The organism is Cellvibrio sp. PSBB023 (assembly GCF_002007605.1).
Taxonomy (GTDB): domain Bacteria; phylum Pseudomonadota; class Gammaproteobacteria; order Pseudomonadales; family Cellvibrionaceae; genus Cellvibrio.
In genome coordinates this window covers 725,309-744,179 of sequence record NZ_CP019799.1, presented here as the reverse complement: position 1 = coordinate 744,179, position 18,871 = coordinate 725,309, and the positions used below count along the sequence as shown (strand labels likewise).

Genomic DNA, 18,871 nt, shown 5'->3' with positions numbered 1-18,871 from the left:
AGGAAAAGAACGTGGAACTTACAAAGTTTCTTCCAGCTCCGTTTCCTCTTTGGGTTTTGGCATCAAATCTTCTTTGGTAATACCCAGAGCCGCAGTGATATTGGCGCAGATATAAACTGATGAATAAGTACCCGCAAGGATACCGATAATCAGCGCCAGAGCAAAACCTTGTAACACTTCACCGGCCATAAAATACAAACAGAACAACACGATGAATACCGATACAGAGGTCATGATTGTACGACCCAAGGTCTGGGTAATAGAAATATTGATAACCTCATGGGGATCACTTTTACGCAAAATCCGGAAGTTTTCCCGAATGCGGTCGTAAATAACAATCGTGTCGTTAATGGAGTAACCAATCAATGCCAAAATGGCTGCCAATACAGTTAAGTCAAAATCCCATTGAAAGAGCGAAAAAAAGCCAAGTGTTACAATGACATCGTGCACCAAACCTGCAATCGCGCCAGTTGAAAACTTCCACTGGAATTGCACCGCAACGTACAGAAACACCAGAATAAATGCTACCAACATCCCCAAGCCGCCCTGATCGCGCAACTCGTCACCAATTTGCGGACCAACAAACTCACTGCTGCGCAGTTGGATCTTGGTATCAGTTGCGCGCTCTATATCAGCGATGAGTGTACGCAAGTAAACCATATCGATCGGTGCTTCGAGATTTACTAACACCTTGTCTTCACGCTGAGCGTAATCAACACGACCATAATCGGTAGAAGAAAACAAATTACTCTGACGCAAGCTATCAATACTGGTATTGGCAAACACCAAGGTATCGGTAAACCCTTCCAACTCACGTGCAGGACGCTCCACACCCTCAAGTACAGCGCCGGCTTTACCCACCGCTGTTTGCAAATGCTCCAGCGCCTTTTCTTTCATTTGATCCTGTGTGCGAATCATCACTTCCTGATCAGAACCAAACAACACTGCCGCAGGACTTTTTAAGTCTTCCTGCTCCAATACTTCACGGATCTTATCCAGGTCAGCAGGCTTATCCAGTAGCAACTCCAATTGGGTACCGCCGGTAAAATCCAAACCCAACTTCAAACCGTTAAACGCCAGCGATCCCAGAGAAATAATCACTATCAAGATAGATAACGCGGAGGTGTAATGTCTTACACCCATAAAATCAATAATGCGTAATTCCTTAGTCATAAAAGTGGTCTCTTAAATCGAAATTTTCTGTAAGTTTTTACGGCGACCGTAGTACAAATTGGCAAGCGCACGACTGCAACTTACAGAGGCATACATGGTGGTAATAATGCCGACGATCAGCGTAACGGCAAAACCTTTAATCGGACCGGTGCCAATGGCAAAGAGAATGACACCGATAATCAAGGTGGTGAGGTTGGCGTCAACAATAGTGATAAACGCGCGCTGGTATCCGGCAAAAATCGCCTGCTGCGGTGAAGCACCGTTTTTAAGCTCCTCGCGGATACGCGAGTGAATCAGCACGTTGGCATCTACTGCCATACCAATCGTGAGTACGATACCGGCAATACCAGGCAAGGTCAGAGTTGCACCAAACATCGACAACATGGTTAACATCAGCAAGATATTGACCGCAAGCGCAATATTCGCGAATACACCAAAGACCTTATAAGCAACCAACATGAATATAACCACTAACAAGAATCCCCAGAGAGTGGCGTCCACACCATTCTGAATATTCTTGGCACCCAGGGATGCACCGATGGTACGCTCTTCCACAAAGTGCATAGGCGCCGCCAGTGCACCCGCGCGCAACAATAGCGCTAACTCTGATGCTTCGGCGGGACTATCAAGACCAGTGATGCGGAACTGCACGCCCAACGCACTTTGGATAGTCGCCAGACTAATCACCTTGCGCTCAACGTACTGGGTCATTTTTTCAACATCTTCGCCTGCCGCATTTTTTACTATTTGCGTACGGGTTTTGTATTCGATAAACAAAATACCCATTTGACGACCGACGTTATTGCGTGTCACGCGGTGCATTTGTGCACCGCCCAAACTATCGAGCGTGATGTTTACTTGTGGCTGATTGCTCTCAGGATCAAAGCTACTGGTGGCGTTAGACACGCGATCACCGGTCACAATTAATTGACGCTCCAACACGGCATTACCGCGCTGCATTTGCATCAATTCATCTTTGAATGGAAATTCTTCTTTGTTGGACACCATAGTGTCTGGAGTGGCACCCAAGCGGAACTCCAGGTTGGCGGTTTTACCGATAACACGCTTCGCTTCTGCTGGATCCTGAATACCGGCCAGTTGCACGATAATGCGGCTGCGCCCCTGACGCTGAACAATGGGTTCAGACACACCCAACTCATTTACCCGATTACGCAGGGTGATAAGGTTTTGGCTAACCGCATAATCTTCGATTTCGCGCACACCGGCTTCGGTGAAATTTGCCGCATAGGTAAACTCATCAGCTCTGGCTTCGGTATCCGGTTTGGTAAACATCAGGTTGGGATAATCGCGACGCAATAAATTGATTGCTTCATCACGTGCCTCGGCGCTGCGGAAACGGGCAATAATTTGATTATCTTTTTGTGCGACAATCGATGAATAGCGCACTTTGGCTTTGCGCATTTTTTCTTTCATGTCATCAGCATTAATTTCCTGGCGCTTTGCAACCGCAGAAGCGGTATCAACTTCCAGCAAGAAGTGCACACCACCCGCAAGGTCAAGACCCAGCTTCAATGGCTCTGCACCCAAGGCATGCAGCCAGGCAGGTGTGTTCGATGCTTTATTCAAAGCAACCACATAACCATCACCCAAGGCTTTTTGTACCACCTTGCGTGCCATCATTTGCTGCTCGACATCCCTGATACGCAACATGGCGGTTTGCGGCGTAACTTCACCACCAAACGCCTCAATATTTGCCTCTTTAAGTGCTGCCTCCATCTTTTCAAGTACCGGTGCATCAATGACTTTGGTACTTGAATCGCCTGACACTTGAATAGCGGGATCAGGTGCGTACAGATTGGGGATTGAATAGACAACGCCGACTACTGTGAAAAACAGTAGCAACAGATACTTCCATAGGGGATAGCGGTTTAACATAAAAATTTCCCAACTGGTCTGCGGCAGATTTCAGAGGTTCAGCAACTTGGTTTGCAGCTACTTAAATCAACTCCGCCTTATTTTACGAGCACACAACCGATCACTTATCTGGTTGCGGTATGGTCAAGGGCGCCGGATTATACCCTTTAATTGGCGTACAACAATGATGCACGAATCATACAGACGGTGCGGGCGGTACCTCTAACCCCTGACGACCATAAAAATCGGCCAAAAATGCATCAAATGTGCCTTCACTCAGAGCCGTCCGCATATCGACCATGATGCGCTGGTAATAGCGCAGATTGTGAATGGTGTTGAGCTGCGCTCCCAGCATCTCATTGCATTTATCCAAATGATGCAGATAAGAGCGAGAGAAGTTTTTGCAGGTATAGCAATCACACAGTGGATCGAGCGGGCCAGTGTCATCGCGATATTTAGCATTGCGCAGCTTGATGACACCTTCACTGGTAAAGAGATGTCCATTACGCGCATTGCGTGTTGGCATTACGCAGTCAAACATATCCACACCGCGACGCACACCTTCTACCAGATCAGCAGGCTTGCCAACTCCCATCAAATAGCGCGGCTTGTGTTTGGGCATTTGCGGAGTGAGGCTTTCGAGGATACGCAGCATATCTTCTTTGGGTTCACCCACCGATAGTCCGCCAATGGCATAACCATCGAACCCAATTTCAACCAATCCCGTCAGGGACTCGGTGCGCAGGTTTTCATACATACCGCCCTGCACTATGCCGAATAAGGCCGAGGGATTATCGCCATGAGCAACCTTGGAGCGCTTGGCCCAACGCAGCGACAACTCCATAGAGTCTCGCGCTTCATGGATTGTCGCGGGGTAAGGTGTGCATTCATCGAAGATCATAACTATATCGGAGCCCAGATCGCGCTGCACTTGCATCGACTCTTCCGGCCCCATAAAGACTTTGCTGCCATTAATCGGCGATTTAAAAGTCACGCCCTCTTCAGTGATTTTGCGTAACTTACCCAAGCTGAATACCTGAAAACCACCGGAATCAGTGAGGATAGGCCCTTTCCACTGCATAAAATCATGGAGGTCACCATGGGCTTTTATCACCTCGGTACCGGGGCGCAGCATTAAGTGGAAAGTGTTACCCAGAATGATATGGGCACCAATATCTTCAACATCGCGCGGGGTCATGCCTTTCACGGTACCGTAAGTGCCGACAGGCATAAATGCCGGAGTCTCGACTGTGCCGCGCGGAAACTTCAAACGACCGCGACGCGCCCTGCCCGTCTGGCTATCCAATTCAAATTCCATAAAACACTGGTTAGTCACAATCTTCTCTCTGGCTTAAATAGATATACCCACTGGCTGTTGCGCAGCAGCGGGATTGCGGGTGATAAACATGGCATCGCCATAACTGAAAAAACGGTATTGTTGGGCAACTGCTTCTTTATAGGTCGCCATGGTAAAACCATAACCGGCAAAGGCCGACACCAACATAATCAAGGTTGATTCGGGCAAATGGAAATTAGTCACCAAGGCATCAACCACCTGAAATTGGTAGCCGGGATAAATAAAAATACTGGTCTCGCCTTGATAGGGGTGAATTTCACCTTTTTGTGTGGCATCCGCATAACCCTGCGCCGCCGATTCCAAACTGCGCACGCTGGTAGTGCCCACGGCGATAACACGTTTACCTGCCGCTTTAGTCGCACGCACCATTTCACATACCTCGGGCGATACATCCATGATTTCCGAGTGCATCTGATGCTCGGCAATATTATCGACACGCATGTTTTGGAAGGTGCCCGCACCCACATGCAAGGTCACAAAAGCGATATTGACGCCTTTTGCACGCAACTGCTCCAACATCAACTCATCAAAATGCAAACCCGCTGTGGGAGCTGCAACCGCCCCCTGCTCTTTGCTGTAAACAGTTTGATAACGCTCGCGGTCGGCAGCCACATCCTCTCTATCTATATAAGGAGGCAATGGCATATGGCCGATACGCTCCAGCACAACCAATGCCGGATCATCGCCCAGGAACTCCCACTCAAACAGGGCATCGTGACGGGCAACCAATTGCACGCGGGTGCCGTCTTGCAGAATCACTTGGGAATCCACCTTTGGGGCCTTACTGGCGCGGGTATGAGCCAGCACGCGGCGATTATCCAATACCCGCTCAACCAGAATCTCCACCTGCCCACCCGAGGTTTTTTGACCGAACAGGCGCGCGGGAATCACGCGGGTATTGTTGAATACCATCAAATCGCCGGATTCAACCAGATTGAGCAAATCAGGAAACTGACCATGGGTCAAATGACCGCTTTGGCCGTCCAACTGCAATAGGCGACTGCCGCGTCGCTCAGCCGCCGGGGCTCGCGCAATGAGGCTATCGGGTAGTTCGTAAAAAAAATCCTGGCGACGCATAACGAGGGCTTAAAAAAGGTTGGTGGATAAACAATAAAAGGTCGGCAAGGGTATACCAATTTGGCCCAAGTTTAAATTGCGACAGACCAAGACCGCCCTGCCGGATGACATCGCATAAATTACCACCAGAAAAGTGGTGATTTTTGACCAAGCTGTTTAGCAAATAACTGTTTTCTATAGTTTTTGAAATTAGTATTTGACAGGAGAGTTCAAATCATTAGAATGCGCACCACTCGCCAGTGTGGCGGAATTGGTAGACGCACCGGATTCAAAATCCGGCGCCCTTAAAAGCGTGTCGGTTCGAGTCCGACCACTGGCACCAAATCCGAAAGGGGCTTACAGCAATGTAAGCCCCTTTTTTATGTTCCAAATTTGACAATTCAACCCCCTCAAGGGACGCCCCCCTCAAAAAGCCCAGCTTAATTACCCCTGCAATTGCTGCCATCAAAAAAAGTCATCCTGCCGAATAACCTATGCGACCTAGACTCAAATGGCCGCTTCACGAACTCAATTTTTTCGCAAAGCCCGCAGGCGGGGGAGGAGTGAACTTTAAGGCTGCGGTACTCGCTCGCTTAATTTTGATTGGGACTTTGACGTAGTTTCGATTTGATCACTGCACACACAGAGCTGATACCTTACGATTGCACAGCCTCGCATGCAGCACGCATCTGCAAATAATCGTTAACCATATGGAAATTGACCATGCCCTTTCCAGCACAACCTACCCCGTATTACCTGAAGGACGCCCTCGACCACGCAATCGACAACACCGCCGCCAAAGGTGGTCCGATAACCAATTCAGATTTAAATCTCGTCAAAGTTGCCGCCCAAGTACAAGCAGGTATCGACAAATACCGCGCACAAGCCGCCGCAAAATCCCTCGAAAATTTAATGGCCGAAGAACACGTGCCCAGTCGGCTTGGCTACCACTTGGTAGAAGCCTACGGTGCCCGCCCTGCCCGTTGTCATGCCCATGCGATAGTTGCGGGCAAACATAAACTGGCCGCAGAGCTACGGCTAATGATGGCCAAAATGAAAATTGGCATCGATGATGTAGATAATGGTTGCTGGTTACCAGAAAACACAGCAGCAACACCGCACCCGGCCATGCCAAAAGCACCACCACACAGCCGAATCCACCGTCACAACTACTATTCGTGGATTAACTCCAGGCTAAGACCAGCGTATCAAGCCATCAAATTCCGGCAGACGCTAAATCTGATCTCCAGAATGATGCAATATGGAGGCATGCCAGAATCTGTTATGTTGAAAAAGGGGTCGGCCTCCCCAAAGGAAGCAATTTAAAATGATTTACAAACTACGCGCAGACCGCGAAAACTATTTAAATTTTTACCTCGACTCATACGCCATAGAAAAAATAATTGGCGATTTCTTTTTGCTGTATGAAGATCATTGGGCAGATTTTTGGAAAAAAGTGCCGGGCACTTTCACAGACGACAGCGATAGCAACAATGTCGTAAAAGTGCCAGATATCACAGTATGGGCAACACAAAATTGCTTGGCGCTAAACCAAAACGCCTACGACAAATTAAAGCAACATCTGGCAGAATTCGGCGAGCTGTTACCTATCGAATGTGAAGGCACACCCTACTGGCTATTCCACTCCACCAACAAAACCGGCATGGAACACGTTGACCTTAATCAGAGTGCGCGGCAAGTTGATGAAGTGGATTATGTAGAAATGCAGGCATTGGTTTTTAAAGAGGATTCCTTAAAAGACCAATTGGTTTTTCAAACGGAATTCAGCAACCACCGCAACATGTACTGCACGGAGGAATTTAAAACACTGGTTGATTCAAATGGATTGAAAGGGTTGTACTTTTCGAGAGATTTAGCGTGTATTGATGAGATATAGAAAAGGCAGCGAAAGCTGCCTTTACTTCATTCATCTATACAAAGCAGATAAAAACCATATCAAAATTAATTAGTTTTAAGCTCCCCTTCCCTGCTTTCAATCAGATGCGTATTTCCTGCTATCACTCGGTAAATTTGCAGCCGAGGCGCCTCATAGATATCTAAATAATTAACCCGAATAAGCAAATCTTCAACATTCGCTTCAGCAGTTAGCCTGGTATGATTAAAATTTACCTTCCTATCTTTAGCCATTGCAGATCCCACTGTAAGCCGCGCAACAAAACCCTCACAGTCAAAAACAATATTAGAAGCAGGATTCCCTTTATTGTGCACAATTAAATTGCAAACCGTTTCATTAATAAAAAATATTTTGTAATCAAAAAGAGGCTGTACTGCATTGATTACTGAAATTTCTTTATCTCTTTTTTCTGTTATGTTGAACTCCACCATCGCCAACGATGCAGCAGCCTGCTGCTCGGAGTGATGAGCTAACTTTCTGGTTTCAGCAACCTGATTAGCCAATTCCTCATGCTGTAACAGCAAAGCCTTTTGCTGAAGATAAAGTGCATCCGTGTTTTGCCTTAACTCATACCCCTGACGCACATACCCAGCCACTAACCACAACAAAGCGAGTGGGGATACTGTTCCCGCCAGAAAATCACCAATCGCATTCAACTGCAAAGTAGGAATATCTCCACGACGCAAATAAACAATTACAGCCACACCAATCAACCAAAGAACTGTGAGCCATGTTGCCCATATTGTAGATGTAGCCATGCCTAGTTTCTTATTTCCACTTTGTACCTTACCGGTCTCAGGCTGATTTTCCTGCCCCATACTCATTTTCTCCATTAATCAATAACCCCCCACCAATAAACCACTATGCGACTAGCGAGCCATCGTTATTACAGGCATGCTGTTTAACAGCGCACCCCTATTAGGATAATACGGCTAACTCCCCCCTCTTCATATGAAGAGCAAGAAAACTCGCCACAGAAAAACCATGAGCGGCACAGTACGATATCTCCATCACAACCCCATCATAACCACAAACAGCTATTAGGAAGGACTCACCTCTTTGAAGTATCTAGGTTTACCGTGTGGGCTGGTTTAAAAACAGCGCGAAATCACATAGTATTACACCATGCCCCCGCAGATGGATTAAAAAGTCCGACACCCTTAAAGTTACCCAACGGAGTTTTTGCGCCTGTAAAATAAAGCGCCTATTATCCACCTATTCTTTTTGCCCTTGCCCTCGCGGACCCCATGACCCAATACAGCCAACCACAAGCGATTATGTTTGCCGATGTATCCGGCAGCTCGGCGCTGTATAAACGACTGGGCAATGAGCAGGCTAAAGCCATCATTGATGAATCCGTACAATTCATGACGGCGTTGACCATAGTGCATGAAGGGACACTGGTCAAAACCATTGGTGATGAAATCATGGCCCGCTTTGATAAGGCAGACCAAGCCTGTGAAGCAGCCATTGCCATACAACTGCGCGCCATAAAAGAGCCGCACCTGAAAGACCTGGGTATACGCATAGGCATCGCATTTGGCGAGGTGTTGATCACCGCTGATGATGCCTTTGGGGATAACGTCAACGATGCCGCCTGCGTCGCACAAATTGCCCGCGCCAACCAAATAGTCATCACCCAATCCACTGTCGATGCACTCGACCAGCAATTGCGACGGGACTGCCAGATGTTTGATCGCATCAATATCAAGGGCGATCAGGAAGAAACCATTATTTACCGATTGCAGTGGGAACACACCGGCAATAACAGCCGCACCACCATCGTTATTCCTATTGAAGACATCACCAGCTTTGCCGAAAAATTCCAGCTCAGCTTGCAGGTAAATGGAGCAAGGGTTTTCTTGCTACCGGAGCAAACCCCTTTTGCTATTGGACGGGACACACAAAAGGCACAACTGCACATCGAAAGCGAATTTGCCTCGCGCGAGCACTGCCACATTGAGTTTCGCCGTGGCAAATATGTACTGGTTGATCACTCAACCAATGGCACCTATGTCTATCAGGAAGAACAGGCACCCATTTATTTGCGCCGCGAAGAATTACCCTTGCAAGGTCGTGGGTTTATTGGTTTAGGCCAAACCCTGCGCGGCGATAACCCATGGGCAATTCACTTTGCACTTTAAGCCTTCACGCCAACCTTTCACCTACGAATACACCCAATGACTACACCAGCCTCTGACCACACAGCGCCCACTAATCCATCACCGGTATACGCCACACCAGGTTTACCAAGGCGTTTGGCCGCCATGGTGTATGACTCGCTATTATTAATGGCCGTGAGTATTTTGTACGGTGCGATAGCAGTAGGGATAAACCTGCTTATTAACGGCACACCGGCAACCGGTGAGCGCGTAAGCTGGGGGAATTGGGGGATATTGGTTTTTATTGGCTGGCTGCTGACACTGGTATTATTTTTTTGTTATTTCTGGTGCAAATCCGGCCAGACTCTGGGCATGAAAACCTGGCGCATGAAAATGTTTGACAACAACAAGATGCAACTGCCCAGCGTAAAACAATGCATGATTCGCTGTGTGTGCGCACCATTTTCACTGCTGCTGTTCGGTGCCGGTTATTGGTTGATGTACGCCTTTGCTGATCGTCAAACCCTGCACGATAAAATCAGCAACACCCGCATTTTATTGCTCAGTAAAGAACCCAAACACTAACTTGCCGCCAAAAAACCGGGCGCCGCTAGCGCGCCCGTTTCAACAAATACATTCCCAGCAAAATACAAATAAGGATTGGAATCATCACCGCCACAACCGGCGGAAACCCAAATACCAGGCTTGATGGGCCAAGCAGTTTTTGCAGCAACAAAAACGCCACACCAAACACAACACCGGTGAAAATACGCTGCCCCATGGTCACACTGCGCAACGGGCCAAATACAAACGAAATCGCAATCAACACCAGACTTGCGGTTGCCAATGGCTGTAATACTTTTTGCCAAAATGCCAAATTGTAATTGCCAGATGTCAAACTCTGTTCATGCAAATAGTTAGTGTAATAGTGCAAATTACGCATGGACAGATCTTCCGGATCCAGCACCAGAATGTTGAACAGGTTGGGAGTCAAAGGCGTATCCCAGCGGCGCGATTCAATCACCTCATTCCGTACACCCTCTTCGGCAAGATAGGTAATAGAGACATCCTCTTCCTGCCAGTAGCCATCTTCATAGCGCGCCTGTTTGGTAAAGCTGGCAGATTCCAACTGTTGTTGCGGATTAAATTTATAACGCGTCAGCCCATAGATAACACCGTTAGGTAATACCGCGCTCACATGCATAAATTCATCACCCTCGCGATTCCACATATTCTGTGGCGCCGATTGGGTGGTGTTGTATTTCAAATAATGCCGACGGTTATCCGCCATTTGTTCGGTATAAGGAGCGACAAATTCACCAAGCAACAAGGCAATCACAATAAAAATAATGGCGGGACGCAATGCAATCCAGGTGATTCGTTTTACTGAAACACCGGCAGCACGCACCACAACCAACTCGCTGCTACTCGCCAATAAACCCAAGCCAGCAAGGCAACCGATCAGACAGGAATAGGGAATCAAATCGTACAGGCGGCGCGGCACCGTCAGCGACATGTAGTAAAAGGCTTCCAACGCGGTATAGGCACCGGAGGTTTTTTCCAACTGCGATATAAGACCAAAAATAAAATCAAGCGCAATAAACACCAGCAGTGTCATGGCAATAGCGTAAAACACTGTACGCGAAATATAAGCCGTAATTTTATGCATGAGCGCCTCCTACTGTTTTGGTACGCGACAGCAGCAGGCTCTGCCAGTTAAGCATCACTAAACCTATCAATAAAAAGGGAATATGTACCACCCATAAACCAATCGAATGAGGCAGGCCACCTTCGGCCACAGCACTGCGCGCATTAATCAAAAAGGCCAGATAAAAAATGTAAATCAAAATCGCTGGCAGCATTTTCAGGTAACGCCCCTGCCGTGGATTGGTTTTGCTCAAGGGCACAGCCAGCAAGGTAGCAATCAATACCATCAGCGGCATGGATAGCCGCCACTGCAGCGTCGCCTTGCTTTCCAAATCATCAGCCGCCATCAATTCTGCTGTTGTTTTTGCATCGGCCTTGCTTTCAATCTCTGCCGCACTGGTGGTTGGCGGCAAGTAGCGCCCCCATTCCTTGAAACTGGTAATGGTAAATTCGCTGGAACCCGGTTGACCTTCATAGCGATGGCCATTATTCAGTATGAGATACCGCTGACCGTAATCCGGGTTGTAAGCCTGTGCACCGGTTTCTGCCATCACAATGGTGGATGTCAGTTGTCCATCCTGTTGAGCAACAAACACATTTTTTAGGCTTTTGTTATCCTCGCTCACCTGCTGCACATAAGTCATGATGCGCCCCTGCCCTATGGCCTGGAATCGCCCTTCCTGCAAGCTTTCAAATTCACTGCGGCTACGTTGCTCCGCCAGTGTTTGCTGGGTTAACTGCGCACCCAGGGGGCTGAGCCAAAAACTGAACAAGGCGACAATTGCCGCTACGATGATTGCAGGCACCATGGTCATGCGCACCAATTGCCACTGGCTCATGCCTGTTGCTGACAACACCACCATCTCACTTTCGATATACATGCGCCCGTAAGCCAGCAAAATCGAGAGATAAAACCCCAGCGGTAAAATCAGCTCCAGCAAGTTAGGCATGCGATAGGCGATAATGGTGAACAGCACATCAACCGCCAGTTTGCCTTGGGCGGCATCGTCGAGATAATCGCTGAATTTACCGGAGAGGAAAATCGTTAGCAGTACCGCACTAACGGCAAGGGCAGTGACCAATAAATCACGCGAAAGGTAACGAAAAATAATCAAAATGCTAATCCTGTTAGTAAGCATGGCGCGTTCAGTGAGCCTGAATGGCTAGTGACCCGCACCAAACAACAAGGTTCCGGCGCAGACCGAATTTTGCCGCCATAAGCGCTAAAAACTGTGGCATTATCACGCACAGCGCCCGTTTTGTCTTGAGCGAATTATTAATTGTCTTAGCCCCATAAGGACACCCTATGACTTCCGCCAAAAGCACCTCTCAGAGCAACACCAAAAACACTCGAAAGACTGATGAAAAAAAGAGCAAGCCAAGCTCAAAAAACACCCTAATTCACTTTTCCAGCAAAGTGATTGACCCACTCAAACACACAACCGATTGCCTTGTGGTGGGTTGCTATGAAGGCCTGAAGCTCAGTGCCGCTGGCAGTGCGATTAATGCCGCCGATGCGCAACAACTGGAAACCATACTCAAGCGCGAGAATTTTCAAGGCAAAGCCGGACAACATTTACTGTTGCTAAATCCTCAGGGTATTGCCGCTGCAAGACTGCTGGTTTTGGGATTGGGTACCACCAAAGAAGGCAGTATCGGTGCCGACAGCTATCGTAAAGCCGTACAAAAAATCAGCGATGCTTTGCGCGCAACGACCTGCACCGATTTAACACTGGCACTGGCCGATGTTGCTGTCAGCAATCAATCTACCGAATGGCAGGCTCGTCAATTGGCAGAGCATTTGAGCCAACTCGATTACCGCGCCGACAAACTCAAAAGCAAGCCCGCAGAAGTCAGCCTGCAGTTAAAGAAAGTTACGTTTGCTGCCACCAAAGCCAACAGCGATTCCGTCACTAAAGGCTTGGCATTGGGCCAAGCAATTGCCAAGGGCGTGAACCTGGCCCGCGAGCTGGGGGATTTGCCGGGGAATATCTGCACCCCAACCTACCTGGCTAATGAAGCCAAACGCCTTGGTCGCAGCCACACCAAACTCAGCGTGAATATTCTGGAAGAAAAGCAGCTCAAAGAGTTGGGTATGGGTTCATTCCTCTCCGTTGCGGCAGGCAGCGACCAGCCAGCCAAATTAATTGTGCTCGAATACAAAGGGGCCACCAAGAAACACGCCCCTGTCGCGCTAGTAGGTAAAGGCATCACCTTTGATACTGGCGGCATCAGCCTCAAGCCCGGCGCGGCTATGGACGAAATGAAATACGATATGTGCGGCGCTGCCAGTGTGCTGGGAACATTCCAGACTCTCGTTGAACTGGAGCTGCCCATCAATGTGGTAGGTGTTATTGCGGCCACTGAAAACATGCCAAGCGGTAGCGCTACCAAACCTGGCGACATAGTCACATCTATGTCTGGCCAAACCATTGAAATTCTGAATACCGATGCCGAAGGCCGCCTGGTGCTGTGCGATGCACTCACTTATACCGAACGCTTTAAACCCAAAGCGGTGGTCGATATTGCAACCCTGACCGGCGCCTGTGTAATCGCCTTGGGCAACCATGCCACTGGACTGTTCAGCAACAGCGACGCATTGGCAAAATCACTGCTCGCTGCCGGTGAAGAAGCGGCTGACCGCGCTTGGCATATGCCACTGTGGGATGAGTATCAAAAACAGCTGGATAGCAACTTTGCCGACATGGCAAACATTGGTGGCCGCGAAGCCGGCAGTGTTACAGCGGCCTGTTTCCTGTCGCGCTTTGCCAGAAAGTTTGACTGGGCGCATCTGGATATTGCCGGTACTGCCTGGCGCTCTGGCGGAGCCAAAGGCGCCACTGGCCGCCCGGTTCCACTGCTGGTGCAGTTCTTGCTAAATCAAACAGCAGAAAAACAAGCCTAAGCCAATGACCCAGATCGATTTTTATGTGCTCCCCGACGCAACCAGCGAAGCCCGCTGGTTGTTTGCTTGTCGTCTGATCGACAAGGTACACCGTATGGGTATGCGCACGCTGGTGGTAATGGATGATGAAACTGAAGCGCGCCAGTTCGATGACCTACTCTGGACCTTTAAGCCAGAGAGCTTTGTGCCTCATCAACTGATAAACGCCGGTAAGCCAGCGCCCGTTGAAATCACTTTCAGCAGTGAAGCGGGAGATCATCAAGGTTTATTGCTTAACTTGAGTAAAACGATTCCGCCCTACTTCAGCCGCTTTGAGCGGTTGAGTGAGGTGGTGATTCAGGAGCCTCGGAGCTTGCAAACCAGCCGCGAGCGCTTTGGCTTTTATAAACAGCGCGGTTATCCAATCGAAACCCGAAAATTATAATCACAACCTTATTTGCCCTGCACCGAGCATCAGGTAAACCAATATCATGGCCAACACCAATAAAACCAAAGCCGAGATTTTACAAGAACTGGAGTCGATTAAAGGACTTCTGCTGGAGGATGACGACATCCCTATATTGCAAACCCTTGACGACAGCCATCACGTTGATGAGGGGATTACGGAACCCCTTGTGGGAATAGTTAATCACTCACCATACGCGGCGGCGGAACAGCCTCTGACTCACCATAATCCTGCTGTGCTACAGGGGCAAACTTCACTGTTTGAAGACGACCTGACAACACCCTCACACGCAATACTCGATAAAAAACCAGGATTTGCATCGCACCTGAGCAGTCATAAGCCATCCTTTGGTGCAGCAATGGAAACCCATGCACCGCGCCCGCTCGCCAAAGCCAGCGGGGAAAATCCATTTTTGCCACAGCATATTCGCGAACGCTTGCACGGCAACAATCCACCGCCGCTGTTTGAATACGAAACAGCCAAAAAAATTGTCAATGCCACTAAAAACATCGCTAACAAAATTAACAAGCCGCGGCAGGCATTGGTGGATGAGGTCATTAAGGGTTTGATGCCGCAAATAGAAGCGGAATTACGCCATCGCCTTTTTGCGATGAGCGTGGAAGACCTGGAAAAATTATTAAATGAGGAGGAGGTGTAATACCCACTCCTCCATCGCGCAGGTTATTGGTGAGGTAAAGCCAACTCGCGCGCTGACCGCACCTTACCAAAAGCCCAAATGGCTACTATCACCAAGGCTACATTTACAATAAATATTTGGTGATACCCAAAATAATCAGCCACCACGCCAACTAGCAAACTGCTGAATAAATTGCCGATATGCGTAGTGTTGGTATAAAGCGCCGATGCACCACCAGAACGACCAGGCATTAACGCCTGGATCACAGAAACGCCGACGCCCGCCAGCAATCCAATAAAAATGGCATTGAAAATTTGCAGCACAAACAGGTGCCACAAGGTGGTCGCCACATAAACACCCAAATACAAACACAAGGCTGCAACACCAGCACAGCGGATTAAATTAACCAGCCGAAAACGGCTGGCATAGTGCCCTGCCAGCAACATGAAGGGCACCTCAAGTGCGGCGGTAGTACCCATGATCCATCCCATCCATTGGGCATCTATGTGCAAATTATCCTTGAGATGAATCGGCAGGCTAATCAGGTAGGCATTATTCACGCCCCACATCAGCGAGAAAGCAAGTGCGCAAAACCACAGCGACTGCCTGACAGCGGGCACTAAAGGAGGCAGTGACACAGGCGTATTGCTGTGGTCACTCTGGCGCGCCTTGCCCGGCAGGCGCGGCAAGAGTTTGAAACTGGCCATGGCCACCAACACATACAACCCTGCGGCAACGGAGTAACTCAAGCTAAAGCTGTAATAGGTAGCCAATAAAAATCCAACGGGTGGACCAGCTACCCAGGCAAATGCAATTTGCGCGCGCATGATGGCATTAAACAGCGGAATGCGGTCGGGAGGAATTTCTGCCTCGGCATAATCCAGGCTATAGGCCATGATTTGCGAAAACGACACCATGGATAAACTGAAGACAACAACCGCAATGCTAGCCACCAGCCAATAGTGACGGGACAAGGCAAAAATCACGCAGGCAATGGCACCCAACACACAAAAAATAGCCACCAATGGGCGGCGGTCGGTAAGCTTGTCGGACCAGTGACCAATCCAGTGGTTGTACCCAATACTCGCCAGCGCAATGCCCGCGAAAACCAGGCCGACCAATAAAGGGCGAACACCGATCTCTTTCGCCAGAAAAAGACTGAAGGTTGGCAATACCAAGGCACCGACAATACCCGCGCAAAAAAACAACAGGTAAATACCCAATGCCGCAGGACGAAATAAGGGAGAAGACACAACAACTACCGAATGATCAATGACGGGCATACATCATAGCTGAAACCGGTTACGTGCCATATGGGGTCGCTGCGATTTCCGCCGCGCTGGCAGCGCTTTCTGTATAATCATGCAACTAGCCGTTGAGGATCGTCTCCATGCAATGCATTAGCATTCAAATTTCTCCCAAACATGCACGCGACTTTGATCGCACTGCTTTTTTGGAACGTGTTCGCCCCATTCGCTCCCCCGAAGTGGATGCGATTGAAGAAAAAGGAAAGCTCTTTTTAAGCTTCAACTTTTTCACCGAGTTCCCCGCACAGCTCTGGCAAGAACTGCAACACGCGCTTTATCTGGATCATACTTACGCGCCTTACATTGCCCCCGTTTCTATTGTGATATGCGAAGGCGAAACCGATGATGAATGCTTGCTGCTGCATCATTTTAATCGCGATGAACCGCTCGACAGTTTTGCCTAAGCACCTACCCTCTTCCGATACCCGAGTAATTCATGTCAACAATTAATTGGTTCCCCGGCCACATGCACAAGGCCCGCAAAGAAATTGCGGAAGTCATGCCTCATGTGGATGTGGTGATAGAAGTCATCGACGCACGCATCCCTTTTTCCAGCGAAAACCCATTGGTTCCCAGTTTGCGTGGCGACACTCCACTCATCAAACTGCTCAACAAAGCCGATTTGGCCGACCCGGCAATTACTGCACTCTGGGTAGATAAAATGGAGCAGGAAAAAGGCGTAAAAGCCCTACCCGTGAGCCAACAGCGCCCCGATCAAATTCGCAACTTGCTAAACCTGTGCACTTCACTGGTGAGCGAACGCCAGCGCGAAGTGCGCCCGGCGCGGGTGATGATTATGGGCATCCCCAACGTGGGCAAATCCACCATCATCAATACCTTGGCTGGTCGTGTTATTGCCAAAACCGGCAACGAGGCTGGCGTGACCAAGGCCCAGCAAAAAATTAAATTGGAACACGGTATTCTCCTGACCGACACACCGGGTTTTTTATGGCCCAAATTATCACCACCGTCCTGCGGCTATCGCCTGGCGATTACCGGCGCCATTAAAGACACTGTGTTTGATTACGCCGATATCGCCCTCTACGCCGCCGAGTATTTACTCAAGGCCTACCCGGACGCCCTCAAAACCCGTTACGGCTTGAACGAATTGCCGGAGACGGATCTGGAATTATTGGATGCCATTGGTGTAAAACGCGGCTGCACACGCAAAGGTGGCGGTGTAGAAATTCAAAAAGTTGCATCGATTTTAATTACCGAACTGCGCGCCGGTTTACTCGGGCCAATCAGCTGGGAAACCCCGGAAATGACACAAGAGGAAGTATTGCGCGCCAAAGAAGAGGACGAGCGCAAGAAAATCGAAAAGGAAGAAGCCGACCGCATTCGCCGTTTGAAAACACGCAAAAATCGCCGCTGATTTTTTCAATGCTCCATAAAAAACGCCGCATCACTGCGGCGTTTTTTATGGGCATCAATCATCTATGCACTTACAACAGACTGCGCACATATGTCGCCAGCGCTTGGGGTGTCGGGTTTTGTACGAGATCATCCGGCAGCTTTTTTACATGCCAAATGACAGTCCAATCCAAATACTGCCCCGGCTCCAATGCCACCAGTGACGCCTGCTGTTTCATTTCGATAAACACATGATCAACATGGGCAAAGATTTCTATTTCGTTTTCGCCTTTGGCAGTAGTACCTGCAGGACTGTCGTTGAATTCTTTTACCAACAAGTAACCTTTGTCGACATAGGCCATCCAGCCCTCTTTGCCGTCCTGCATCATTTTATGATGATCAGTACGAATTTTTTTCTTGTCGTAATCAAACCAGGTGAGCTCATCAATCATCTGCACGTCTAACGGATAAAACAACCCGTTGGACACCTCACCTTCACCACTGGGGAAAAATAAACTGCCCGATGAGGGTAAGCGCGTTACTTCCAGCGGCGCTACATTTTTGCGTTCATTACTGCGATTGGTGATGCGGTAATCAATGGCGATACGATCTTCACCATCGGGACGGTAGGTTTTGGTGAATTGATAACCGGTACGGCCATCAATTTCACTGGTGAGCACCACTTTGTCATCTTCAGTGCTCAGGCGATAGGGTTTGTTATCCAGCACATCAATAGGCGGCCACCCCCAATCAGTTTGTGGGCTGGACCAGAGCACAGTGCCCCAATCGGTTACTTTATCCAGATCGACAATAGGCACCAGTATTTCGTGGCCAGCATATTGAAGTGAAGAAATGCGGCCACCAATTTTGGGCATTATCTCCAACCGCATCTTGCCCTGTTTGATCAGCAGGCGGGAACCATCCTGCTTGCAAAAGTGAGGCAAGTCTTTAGCTTCCTCTTTACCTTTGCCGCACCCGGCCATAGCCAAAACGACCATGGCAACACATGCGATCAGGGAATAGCGATTACTCATTGTCTATCAAAATCCTCTAGCAGTAGCGCAACTGCTACCAAGGTTTAGCACAGCTCATGCGGCGT

18 protein-coding genes and 1 tRNA gene are annotated in these 18,871 nt (G+C 48.9%); 10 read left to right on the top strand and 9 right to left on the bottom strand.

Annotation, left to right across the window (positions count from 1 at the left end; translation table 11 throughout):
* Positions 1–18: 18 nt before the first annotated feature.
* The 4 genes from secF to queA form a co-directional block, all read right to left on the bottom strand.
* Positions 19–1,173: a protein translocase subunit SecF gene (secF, locus tag B0D95_RS03305; protein ID WP_078042567.1), complete on the bottom strand. Its 1,155-nt coding sequence runs from the start codon at positions 1,171–1,173 to the stop codon at positions 19–21.
* Between the two features lie 12 nt (positions 1,174–1,185).
* Positions 1,186–3,069 carry a protein translocase subunit SecD gene (gene secD, locus B0D95_RS03300; RefSeq protein ID WP_078042566.1) on the bottom strand — a complete coding sequence of 628 codons (1,884 nt, stop codon included), beginning with the start codon at positions 3,067–3,069 and terminating at the stop codon, positions 1,186–1,188.
* Between the two features lie 175 nt (positions 3,070–3,244).
* On the bottom strand, positions 3,245–4,366 hold the full coding sequence (gene tgt, locus B0D95_RS03295) for a tRNA guanosine(34) transglycosylase Tgt (protein WP_078042565.1): 1,122 nt from the start codon (positions 4,364–4,366) through the stop codon (positions 3,245–3,247).
* A gap of 33 nt (positions 4,367–4,399) precedes the next feature.
* Positions 4,400–5,482: a tRNA preQ1(34) S-adenosylmethionine ribosyltransferase-isomerase QueA gene (gene queA, locus B0D95_RS03290; protein WP_078042564.1), complete on the bottom strand. Its 1,083-nt coding sequence runs from the start codon at positions 5,480–5,482 to the stop codon at positions 4,400–4,402.
* Positions 5,483–5,717: 235 nt separating this feature from the next.
* Here queA and B0D95_RS03285 point away from each other — a divergent pair.
* The 3 genes from B0D95_RS03285 (at position 5,718) to B0D95_RS03275 (ending at position 7,358) form a co-directional block, all read left to right on the top strand.
* Positions 5,718–5,804, top strand: a tRNA-Leu gene (locus tag B0D95_RS03285).
* 380 nt (positions 5,805–6,184) lie between these two features.
* Positions 6,185–6,787: an AHH domain-containing protein gene (locus B0D95_RS03280; RefSeq protein ID WP_078042563.1), complete on the top strand. Its 603-nt coding sequence runs from the start codon at positions 6,185–6,187 to the stop codon at positions 6,785–6,787.
* Between the two features lies 1 nt (position 6,788).
* Positions 6,789–7,358 carry a hypothetical protein gene (locus B0D95_RS03275; RefSeq protein WP_078042562.1) on the top strand — a complete coding sequence of 190 codons (570 nt, stop codon included), beginning with the start codon at positions 6,789–6,791 and terminating at the stop codon, positions 7,356–7,358.
* Positions 7,359–7,423: 65 nt separating this feature from the next.
* Here the strand turns inward: B0D95_RS03275 and B0D95_RS03270 are convergent, their stop codons facing one another.
* Positions 7,424–8,209 carry a hypothetical protein gene (locus B0D95_RS03270; RefSeq protein ID WP_149867856.1) on the bottom strand — a complete coding sequence of 262 codons (786 nt, stop codon included), beginning with the start codon at positions 8,207–8,209 and terminating at the stop codon, positions 7,424–7,426.
* Between the two features lie 414 nt (positions 8,210–8,623).
* Between B0D95_RS03270 and B0D95_RS03265 the strand changes: the two genes are divergently transcribed.
* Together B0D95_RS03265 and B0D95_RS03260 are read left to right on the top strand one after the other, a co-directional pair.
* Positions 8,624–9,520 (top strand): adenylate/guanylate cyclase domain-containing protein, encoded by an 897-nt coding sequence (locus B0D95_RS03265; protein WP_078042560.1) that lies wholly within the window; start codon positions 8,624–8,626, stop codon positions 9,518–9,520.
* Positions 9,521–9,556: 36 nt separating this feature from the next.
* A complete protein-coding gene (locus tag B0D95_RS03260; RefSeq protein ID WP_078042559.1) occupies positions 9,557–10,063 on the top strand; it encodes an RDD family protein in 507 nt (168 codons plus the stop codon).
* 25 nt (positions 10,064–10,088) lie between these two features.
* Here B0D95_RS03260 and lptG read toward each other — a convergent pair whose 3' ends face one another.
* Complete coding sequence (lptG, locus tag B0D95_RS03255) at positions 10,089–11,147, bottom strand: LPS export ABC transporter permease LptG (RefSeq protein ID WP_078042558.1); 1,059 nt, start codon at positions 11,145–11,147, stop codon at positions 10,089–10,091.
* Positions 11,140–12,240, bottom strand: coding sequence for an LPS export ABC transporter permease LptF (lptF, locus tag B0D95_RS03250; RefSeq protein ID WP_078042557.1), 1,101 nt, complete (start codon positions 12,238–12,240; stop codon positions 11,140–11,142). The genes lptG and lptF overlap by 8 nt, the downstream gene beginning before the upstream one ends.
* 191 nt (positions 12,241–12,431) lie before the next feature.
* On the opposite strand from lptF, the gene B0D95_RS03245 reads away from it, so the two are divergent.
* The 3 genes from B0D95_RS03245 to B0D95_RS03235 are packed head-to-tail and all read left to right on the top strand — an operon-like array spanning position 12,432 to position 15,133.
* Positions 12,432–14,030 carry a leucyl aminopeptidase gene (locus B0D95_RS03245; RefSeq protein ID WP_210403674.1) on the top strand — a complete coding sequence of 533 codons (1,599 nt, stop codon included), beginning with the start codon at positions 12,432–12,434 and terminating at the stop codon, positions 14,028–14,030.
* A 4-nt stretch (positions 14,031–14,034) separates the two neighbouring features.
* Positions 14,035–14,454 (top strand): DNA polymerase III subunit chi, encoded by a 420-nt coding sequence (locus tag B0D95_RS03240; protein WP_078042556.1) that lies wholly within the window; start codon positions 14,035–14,037, stop codon positions 14,452–14,454.
* Between the two features lie 46 nt (positions 14,455–14,500).
* Complete coding sequence (locus B0D95_RS03235) at positions 14,501–15,133, top strand: hypothetical protein (RefSeq protein ID WP_078042555.1); 633 nt, start codon at positions 14,501–14,503, stop codon at positions 15,131–15,133.
* Positions 15,134–15,156: 23 nt separating this feature from the next.
* Here the strand turns inward: B0D95_RS03235 and B0D95_RS03230 are convergent, their stop codons facing one another.
* On the bottom strand, positions 15,157–16,395 hold the full coding sequence (locus tag B0D95_RS03230) for a sugar efflux transporter (protein WP_078042554.1): 1,239 nt from the start codon (positions 16,393–16,395) through the stop codon (positions 15,157–15,159).
* A 107-nt stretch (positions 16,396–16,502) separates the two neighbouring features.
* On the opposite strand from B0D95_RS03230, the gene B0D95_RS03225 reads away from it, so the two are divergent.
* Together B0D95_RS03225 and ylqF are read left to right on the top strand one after the other, a co-directional pair.
* Positions 16,503–16,823, top strand: a complete 321-nt coding sequence (locus B0D95_RS03225; protein ID WP_078042553.1) for a hypothetical protein — start codon at positions 16,503–16,505, stop codon at positions 16,821–16,823.
* 32 nt (positions 16,824–16,855) lie between these two features.
* Positions 16,856–17,794 carry a ribosome biogenesis GTPase YlqF gene (ylqF, locus tag B0D95_RS03220; protein ID WP_078042552.1) on the top strand — a complete coding sequence of 313 codons (939 nt, stop codon included), beginning with the start codon at positions 16,856–16,858 and terminating at the stop codon, positions 17,792–17,794.
* A gap of 70 nt (positions 17,795–17,864) precedes the next feature.
* On the opposite strand, the gene B0D95_RS03215 is transcribed toward ylqF, so the two are convergent.
* A complete protein-coding gene (locus B0D95_RS03215; protein ID WP_078042551.1) occupies positions 17,865–18,806 on the bottom strand; it encodes a YidC/Oxa1 family insertase periplasmic-domain containing protein in 942 nt (313 codons plus the stop codon).
* Positions 18,807–18,871 lie beyond the last annotated feature (65 nt).

Excerpts from the sequence above, each read along its gene's own strand:
- secF (WP_078042567.1), bottom strand. The coding sequence starts at position 1,173 with ATGACTAAGGAATTACGCATTATTGATTTTATGGGTGTAAGACATTAC.
- secD (WP_078042566.1), bottom strand. The coding sequence starts at position 3,069 with ATGTTAAACCGCTATCCCCTATGGAAGTATCTGTTGCTACTGTTTTTC.
- tgt (WP_078042565.1), bottom strand. The coding sequence starts at position 4,366 with ATGGAATTTGAATTGGATAGCCAGACGGGCAGGGCGCGTCGCGGTCGT.
- queA (WP_078042564.1), bottom strand. The coding sequence starts at position 5,482 with ATGCGTCGCCAGGATTTTTTTTACGAACTACCCGATAGCCTCATTGCG.
- B0D95_RS03280 (WP_078042563.1), top strand. The coding sequence starts at position 6,185 with ATGCCCTTTCCAGCACAACCTACCCCGTATTACCTGAAGGACGCCCTC.
- B0D95_RS03275 (WP_078042562.1), top strand. The coding sequence starts at position 6,789 with ATGATTTACAAACTACGCGCAGACCGCGAAAACTATTTAAATTTTTAC.
- B0D95_RS03270 (WP_149867856.1), bottom strand. The coding sequence starts at position 8,209 with ATGGAGAAAATGAGTATGGGGCAGGAAAATCAGCCTGAGACCGGTAAG.
- B0D95_RS03265 (WP_078042560.1), top strand. The coding sequence starts at position 8,624 with ATGACCCAATACAGCCAACCACAAGCGATTATGTTTGCCGATGTATCC.
- B0D95_RS03260 (WP_078042559.1), top strand. The coding sequence starts at position 9,557 with ATGACTACACCAGCCTCTGACCACACAGCGCCCACTAATCCATCACCG.
- lptG (WP_078042558.1), bottom strand. The coding sequence starts at position 11,147 with ATGCATAAAATTACGGCTTATATTTCGCGTACAGTGTTTTACGCTATT.
- B0D95_RS03245 (WP_210403674.1), top strand. The coding sequence starts at position 12,432 with ATGACTTCCGCCAAAAGCACCTCTCAGAGCAACACCAAAAACACTCGA.
- B0D95_RS03240 (WP_078042556.1), top strand. The coding sequence starts at position 14,035 with ATGACCCAGATCGATTTTTATGTGCTCCCCGACGCAACCAGCGAAGCC.
- B0D95_RS03235 (WP_078042555.1), top strand. The coding sequence starts at position 14,501 with ATGGCCAACACCAATAAAACCAAAGCCGAGATTTTACAAGAACTGGAG.
- B0D95_RS03230 (WP_078042554.1), bottom strand. The coding sequence starts at position 16,395 with ATGCCCGTCATTGATCATTCGGTAGTTGTTGTGTCTTCTCCCTTATTT.
- B0D95_RS03225 (WP_078042553.1), top strand. The coding sequence starts at position 16,503 with ATGCAATGCATTAGCATTCAAATTTCTCCCAAACATGCACGCGACTTT.
- ylqF (WP_078042552.1), top strand. The coding sequence starts at position 16,856 with ATGTCAACAATTAATTGGTTCCCCGGCCACATGCACAAGGCCCGCAAA.
- B0D95_RS03215 (WP_078042551.1), bottom strand. The coding sequence starts at position 18,806 with ATGAGTAATCGCTATTCCCTGATCGCATGTGTTGCCATGGTCGTTTTG.